At 59.3% G+C, this 6,060-nt stretch carries 7 protein-coding genes and 1 pseudogene; 7 read left to right on the forward strand and 1 reads right to left on the reverse strand.

Going from position 1 to position 6,060, the window contains the following annotated elements:
• Positions 1–369: 369 nt before the first annotated feature.
• From H3V09_RS08820 to H3V09_RS09095, 7 genes are all read left to right on the forward strand, one after another.
• A complete protein-coding gene (locus tag H3V09_RS08820; protein WP_198191700.1) occupies positions 370–1,170 on the forward strand; it encodes a hypothetical protein in 801 nt (266 codons plus the stop codon).
• Positions 1,171–1,280: 110 nt separating this feature from the next.
• Complete coding sequence (locus H3V09_RS08825) at positions 1,281–1,850, forward strand: DUF805 domain-containing protein (RefSeq protein WP_176694624.1); 570 nt, start codon at positions 1,281–1,283, stop codon at positions 1,848–1,850.
• Between the two features lie 145 nt (positions 1,851–1,995).
• Positions 1,996–2,772, forward strand: coding sequence for a hypothetical protein (locus H3V09_RS08830; protein ID WP_198191701.1), 777 nt, complete (start codon positions 1,996–1,998; stop codon positions 2,770–2,772).
• A gap of 265 nt (positions 2,773–3,037) precedes the next feature.
• A complete protein-coding gene (locus tag H3V09_RS08835; RefSeq protein ID WP_198191702.1) occupies positions 3,038–3,592 on the forward strand; it encodes a DUF805 domain-containing protein in 555 nt (184 codons plus the stop codon).
• A 41-nt stretch (positions 3,593–3,633) separates the two neighbouring features.
• Positions 3,634–4,158, forward strand: coding sequence for a hypothetical protein (locus H3V09_RS08840; RefSeq protein WP_144176685.1), 525 nt, complete (start codon positions 3,634–3,636; stop codon positions 4,156–4,158).
• 16 nt (positions 4,159–4,174) lie between these two features.
• Positions 4,175–4,594 (forward strand): YbjN domain-containing protein, encoded by a 420-nt coding sequence (locus tag H3V09_RS08845; protein ID WP_198199055.1) that lies wholly within the window; start codon positions 4,175–4,177, stop codon positions 4,592–4,594.
• Positions 4,595–4,996: 402 nt separating this feature from the next.
• A complete protein-coding gene (locus tag H3V09_RS09095; RefSeq protein WP_269748599.1) occupies positions 4,997–5,119 on the forward strand; it encodes a hypothetical protein in 123 nt (40 codons plus the stop codon).
• A 347-nt stretch (positions 5,120–5,466) separates the two neighbouring features.
• Here H3V09_RS09095 and H3V09_RS08850 read toward each other — a convergent pair.
• Positions 5,467–6,060, reverse strand: a pseudogene (locus H3V09_RS08850) (transglutaminase domain-containing protein); the annotation flags it as partial.

Here is a 6,060-nt window from a genome sequence, read left to right on the forward strand (position 1 = left end):
GTGGATTGGGGGGTGTGGGGTCCAGGGATTTGTCCGGGGTCTTGGTCTCTGGTGGTGTGGGGTAGAAGGGGATCCATCCGAGTCCTTTCAGATTGACCTCCACCCAGGCCTGGGCATCACGTCCCGTCAAGTCGATTCGAGTGCTCCCGCCCGCTGACGCCGGACGGCAGGCTGGACCCGTCCGCCTCCTCTGTTGTCAAAGACGGGGTCGAGGCCTTGAAGCGTCAGGTCTATAATCAAGATAAAGGCGGTATCGGGTGGAAGACGTCGGTGTCTGAGAGCCTTGGTTATTTGAAGCCTTTCTCGCCGTTAGCCGGTTCTTTGGGTTCCGTGCTTGCGCAGGTGTAGGGCGAAGGGTGAGTGGTGGTGATGTCTGTGTCGACCGGTGGGCGCGTTGGTGCCGGCGGGGTGTCGGATGGCGTTGATGATCGGGTTGATGCGTTTGTCCTGTCGTCGATCATGTCGCGTGTGGTGGGGAGCATCCCGCATGCGCGGCCTGGTGCCCGTGAGTTCTCTCTGGGCGGGGTCCTGTGGAAGACGGTGCTGTACGGAATGACCTATTTAGCCGGGTTCGCCTGCGGCTGGTTCCTCCTGTTTGACCAGGACCAGGATTGGATCCGCATGCGGATAGGTCAAGCTGTTTTGCTTGCTGTGCTTTCCGCATTTGCTGTTCTGATCCTGTTGGGGCGGTATGAGGATGGGAAGGGGCGCCCGGGGCCCTGGTTTGTGATGTTGTCGCTTCCGTGCGCTCCAGGGTTCGGCATCATATTGGGTTCTGGCGCCCGCTATTCCGGTGGCGTGATCCGGTGGATTCTGGTGTCGGTGGCTGTGTTGGTGGCTGTTGGGGTGTTGGTATTTCCGGTGGTGATGCGGCTGGTGCGCAACGGGTTCGTGTGGTGGGCGGCGATGGTGGTGTTGTGTGTGGTGCCGTCCTGGATGCTGGCCAAGGTGACGGGGTCGGCTGGCGCGTCCTTGTTCTGGTGCTGCGTGGTGGGCATCGTCGGCGCCTTGTGGTTCGTGCTGGACATGTGGGCGATCGAGAAATGCGCGAGCACGCATCGTGATGCGGCTTTCGAGTGGCTGGCGGCCTGGGCACTGGTGTTCGATCTGATCCTGCTGATCGCTTCCCTCCTGGGAACCTCCAATGATGACGACGATGCCGGCCGGTGACGCCGGACGGTGGGTTGCGCCATGGGTGTGCTTGCGTTGATGTCGATATTGGATGTTCCGTCCCGACAATCCGTCGGGACGGGTTTATGAAGAAAGTGAAGGTGAGGATTATGGCCAGTGCCTTGTTATCGAAGAGGCCGCCTCGTGTGGATGTGATGAAGGGGTACGAGCCCATGTACGATGCGACCATGCAGGAGTGCATGCAACGGCCCTTTTACCTGTATGCGAGAGGGAAGGGACGTTCCTGCCGCAAGGAGATATGGGTTTTTGCCGCGTTCGTCTGGGTCTTGGACACCTTTCTGACCCGCTTGTTCTCTTCGGGTCTCTTGGCCGTCATACCGGGGCTGTTCTCCCTGGCGGTGCTGGTGCCTATGTATGCCCTGACGGTGCGGCGTCTGCATGATCTGGCCCTGTCGGGGTGGTTGGCGCTCGTCCCTTATGTGCTGGAGGTGGTGGGCGTGGGTCTTATTGTCGGTCCGATGGTGTCGGATACCTTGGAAGGACTGGATCCGTCCGCCCCTTCGCCCCTGGGGGTCATCATCCTCCTTTTGGCTGTAGTAGTCCGGCTGGCCATCATGTGCGTTCCCTCGCGTCATCGTCATCCAGTTGTCGATAACGGAAGCCTCAGTGTGAGTCGGACTGGTACGGCACAGTATCCAGGGAACCCGAACGGACAGTGACCCCTCTGCTGTAACAGGAAAGGGTGAACCTCGACGATGCGGGATGGAAAGAGACCTGCATAAACGGCACTGATACAAGACCGGAATCGACGTTCTGGTGGGCCAAGTGGCGGATTCGAGGCTTTGAGCAGGAGAGTGGTGTGTGATGGCTGATGGTGTTTCCGGTTCCTTGCGGCTTCCTGTCGGGAGGTCCTGGCTGCAGAGTGCGTCTTCGGTCATGTCGCGGGTTGCGGGATGCGCGCGTCATGCGGCTGTGGGGGAGCGTGCCTTTTCTCGTGCCGGCGTGGTGCGCAAGCTGGCGGTGTACGGGGCGGCCTTCCTGGCGGGGTTTGTACCGGGCTGGGCCTTCCTGTATGGGGATGAGCAGTGGATGCGCGACCGTTTTATACAGTTCTGCTTGGCGGGTCTGTTCTCGGTTTTTGCGATGTGGTGGTTTTTAAGCCGGTTCGAGAGCCGTGGGGGGCGTCCGGGGTTCTGGTGCCTGGCTTTGACGATGCCGACGATGCCCTGCTGGGGGGTGATGTTCGGCGCGATGACCGGCGAGCGTCCGGGGGTGATGCGCTGGGTGTTCGTGTCGGTGGCTGTGCTGGTGGTGGCCGGGGTGACCTGGCTGCGGTTCGTGTCGGATCGGGTGCGTGGCCGTGTGGCGGCCTGGGCTGCTTCGGCTGCGTCGTGCGTGCTGCCGTCGTGGATGCTGTGCCTGCTGTCCGGGGGTTCCCCCCTGTCGTGCCTGCCCTGGTGCGTGGCCGTGGGCGCAACCGGAGCCTTGTGGTTTCTGCAGGACCTGTGGGCGATCGACTATTGTGCGGGTGACGACCGTGACGCCTCCTTTGAGTGGCTGGCGGCTTGGGCGCTGATCTTCGACCTGATGACCCTGGTGGCCGCCCTGGCACGCGGCAGCACCGCCGCACAGGATCAATGAGGGCGTTACTGGTAAGACGTACCTGTCGCGCATCTGGTCTGCTTGGCCTCAGTCGGGTTGGATGTCGGCTGTTTCGTTTGCTACTGCATGGCGGCAAGTGGAGTCCTGTAGTATTAAAAATCGTCCAGGTCTTTACTGGGCTTCAGGCCTTACGTGAACGATATCTACAGCCGCAATGCAATCTACGCTGGTTGTCGACAATGAAGTTGGTTGTGGCGGAATCTGTTCTGGCTGGCCGCTCGAGTTGCATGGAAGGAAGGGGACCATGGCTGTTGCCTTGTTTGAAAATAGACCGCCTCGTGTGGCAGAGATGAAGGGTTTCGAACCCATGTATGACGCTACATTTCGAGAATGTCTGCAGCGGCCGTTCTACCTGTTTGCCCGGGGGCGGGGGAGATCGTGCCGCAAGGAGATATGGGTGTTCTTCATCGTTCTATCAATTGTAGAGCAGGGCCTGAGTAAGGTATGCGGCGGGGGAACCTGGGCTCTCATCCCCCTGGTCTTTGACCTGATCATGGTGGTGCCAGAGTATGCTCTGGAGGTGCGGCGTCTGCATGATTTATTGCTGCCGGGATGGCTGACTTTGATTCCGTACGGTCTTATGGTTATAGCCACGATTGGTCTGGTGAAATCTCGAATGTTGACCATAGGTGGCGGTCCTTTGCTCTTGGCTGTCATCCCGCTGCTCGTGGCGATAGTGATTCAGCTGGTCATCATGTGCACGCCTTCCCGTCATCGCCATCTGTCCTTTGACAACGGGGCAATTGACAACGGGACAATAGGGGCGGGAGTGAACCAGTCGGGTACGACCCGACCTTGACTGACTAGCCTGCACGGGTGGATTTATATAAGGAGACTGGGATGACTGATACTGCTGCGGATGTGGAAGGCCAGGGAACCGCTGGGATGAGTGTGGATGAGCAATTATTGCAAGGCCTTCCAACTCCCATTGCCCGCATAATACGACTGCTCGCTCAGCGGGGGATACCCTCGTACGTCAATGCCAGCGGCGGTCCTGTACTGGTGCCGTTGGTCGACTGCGGCATTACTTTTGTAATGAGCAAAAGTCTGGATTCCATTGGTTTCACGAGTCTGTGGAGCCGGGGATTCAGCTCCGCCAGGTATCGGGATGCGGTGAATGTCTGTACTGAATGGAACCGATCAGTTGGATATCTCAAGGCCTATGCCACCGAACCTTCCTTAGAGCAGAACCAGGCCGTCAGGATAGCGGGAGTCGGGCAGATTATGTGCGACGAGCGGGATGAGGTACTGGGACAGCGTCTCGATGATTCCATCTATCTGATACAGAATCTTTATGCTTGGGTGAATGATCAGTGCCCGGATCCCATACGCATACCGAATGCACCGTACGGAAGAGGGGCATGAACAAATGGAACAGCCGATGAAAACCGTGGTTGACGGGAAGAGAATACAGCAGTGGCTGGATGCCCAAGGATACCGTGTCGAGTATCATGAGCAGGCCTGGATCGGTTTATGGGGGAATATTGTGCTCGATTTCAGTGTACGTGGCGAGCATGATGAGTATCTCGTGGTTCATGGGACTGAGCAGGGCAGTCATCCGAATGGCCGGCATGATTTGCTTGAGGATTGCTGCAATGCCTGGAACCGGTACTATGAGGGGCCGGCTGCCTATTTGCAGAGTTCCGAAAAAGGCCTGGTCTTCCACACGTTGTTCGTGGTCAATTGCCAGGGCGGGATGGATGATGACCAGTTCGATCGCCTGCTGAAGTATGCCATGGCGGGTTCGGACGGTTTCCTTCGTTTTGCCCAAGAGCAGCTGTCGAAGATAAGGATTGCCTAGGACGAAGTGCAGGGTCAGGCGTGACCGTGCTTCCGGAGCATGCACGCTGGCGGTAAACCCCCAACTGGTGCGAAATGCCTGGCATGGCCGCTGACCGGTATGCCAGGGTCTTGCAGGCCATAGGGGATGCAGTGCTGGTGCGCGCAGGGGAGCGCGCGGTTCTACAAAGGTGCTCTGGCAACAGGATTATCCGTACTTTGCCGGTGATGACGCGGTTTCGCGAATGATACAGATCCCCGCTTTTCAGACTCAGCAAGGTCGATAAGGCGCTTTTGGACATCCGGAGTGGTCTCGGTCGGTTGAGGCGTTCGCGCAAACAAGCAAGGAGTTCAATGCGGATGCCTACCATGCCATGCCGGCATCGATCCTCCCAACGGGCAGGTCCCGGACCCTGCCGGGGTGATGGCACCAGCGCTGCGTCCTCGGGTTCTGGAACCCGATGGCCACGACTCAGCCCAGCAGCCATCGCAGCAGTCCGGCGATGCCACTTTCTCCTCCTCGGAGGATCAGCATTCCAATCAGTGAGCGTCTGAATAACTGAGCAACTGGTTGTCGTGGATTCGGTTGCAGGACATGCGATAAAAGATGAGGGCCTTTACGATCCCAGCGATCGTAAAGGCCCTTGTTTTGTTTTCCTCTGCGGTCCAGGTTATCGGAGGACAGTGGCAAACAACGACTGTCCGGTGACCGTGTCTACACCTGTTGTCCATGGGCGCAGCTGGTTGGCCATAACTTTGCGTGTAAGCTCTGCATCAGTGGGTTGGTAGGGTCTTGATTCTTGAAGCTCGATCGTAGAACACGCTCTCTTCCATGCGATATCACTGTCTGGGCAGGAAGGAGATGTCATGGCGGGTCCAGTCATGAGGAGCGGGTCAGTGCAGGTGTCTGGGGGAAAGCAGGGTGCGCCAGCGTCGGGTTCGTGGCAGGGATGCCAGGATGGCGGATCGGAGCTTGTCCACCAGCTGCCAGCAGTCTTCGGCTTCCTGTTCATCGGAGGGGTGCCGGTCGAAAGAGGCCTGATCGGCCATGCTGCGCAGTCGATCCAGATCCCCGCGCAGTCCGGCCGACGAGGACCCTGGGGGGTCGGTCAGAAGCGTCTGGGCAATCAGAGCCGCTTGCTCGCTACGGGTGCCGTCCAGGGACAGACCGGTCTGCCTGCCCAGGTTGCCGATCTGTCGCCAGCCGGCGCGGATACGTGTCTTCGGGTCGCCCGTCGACCGTGCCCGTTTGCGTAGCCGGGCTTTGACGGCCAGTAAGAGCAGGATCGGGAGGGCGGGTAGCCAGACCGGCATGGTCCAGAGTGTCGCTTTGGTTATCAGGGGTCCGTACTGCTTCCAGAAGGAGGGTGGAGACTGCGGGGATGCTTCCTGCCCGCCGACAATGGTCCTGCCTTGGGTGGTGTGGTCGTCGTGGGGAGGGTCGGCCAGCGGGGGTGGTGGCTGGCGGACCAGTGTGCGTGGATTGGG

Origin of the sequence: Bifidobacterium sp. M0399 (assembly GCF_016100595.1) — a bacterium.
Taxonomy (GTDB): domain Bacteria; phylum Actinomycetota; class Actinomycetes; order Actinomycetales; family Bifidobacteriaceae; genus Bombiscardovia; species Bombiscardovia polysaccharolytica.

Coding starts and splice junctions, on each gene's coding strand:
- H3V09_RS09095 (WP_269748599.1), top strand. CDS start 4,997: ATGGCACCAGCGCTGCGTCCTCGGGTTCTGGAACCCGATGGCCACGAC.
- H3V09_RS08835 (WP_198191702.1), top strand. CDS start 3,038: ATGGCTGTTGCCTTGTTTGAAAATAGACCGCCTCGTGTGGCAGAGATG.
- H3V09_RS08820 (WP_198191700.1), top strand. CDS start 370: ATGTCTGTGTCGACCGGTGGGCGCGTTGGTGCCGGCGGGGTGTCGGAT.
- H3V09_RS08845 (WP_198199055.1), top strand. CDS start 4,175: ATGAAAACCGTGGTTGACGGGAAGAGAATACAGCAGTGGCTGGATGCC.
- H3V09_RS08825 (WP_176694624.1), top strand. CDS start 1,281: ATGGCCAGTGCCTTGTTATCGAAGAGGCCGCCTCGTGTGGATGTGATG.
- H3V09_RS08830 (WP_198191701.1), top strand. CDS start 1,996: ATGGCTGATGGTGTTTCCGGTTCCTTGCGGCTTCCTGTCGGGAGGTCC.
- H3V09_RS08840 (WP_144176685.1), top strand. CDS start 3,634: ATGACTGATACTGCTGCGGATGTGGAAGGCCAGGGAACCGCTGGGATG.